At 63.4% G+C, this 366-nt stretch carries 1 pseudogene; it reads left to right on the top strand.

Annotated elements, in window-relative coordinates:
• Positions 1 to 245, top strand: a pseudogene (locus H7I57_RS00720) (hypothetical protein); the annotation flags it as partial.
• Positions 246 to 366 lie beyond the last annotated feature (121 nt).

Genomic DNA, 366 nt, shown 5'->3' on the forward strand with positions numbered 1-366 from the left:
ATGACCTTCCACCAATCGACCTCTACGTCGGCGACCGCGACATCTTCGTTGCCGACTGCCGTCAACTACGCGACCGCATCGGCAACGACCGCATCACCTACCACGAGCACCCAGGCGCAATTCACGTCTACCCACTGCTACCGGTCCCCGAAGCCAAGCCCGCTCGACATACACTGCTCAGCCACATCCAAGCCACCGTCAATGCACCACGGCACGACGACGACCGTCGCCATCATCTCCAGTAAGAAACATTGATGAGCCGCGCCGTCGCCTTCCCGCACGCCTCCACGGCCGAGAGTGTGCGCTTCACAACGCTGGTGGCGCTGCCCAACCTGGCCGAAGGCCTGTTCAGCCGCCGGCCCACAG

It is taken from the genome of Mycolicibacterium pyrenivorans (assembly GCF_025821625.1).
In the GTDB taxonomy this organism is placed as follows: Bacteria; Actinomycetota; Actinomycetes; order Mycobacteriales; family Mycobacteriaceae; genus Mycobacterium; species Mycobacterium pyrenivorans.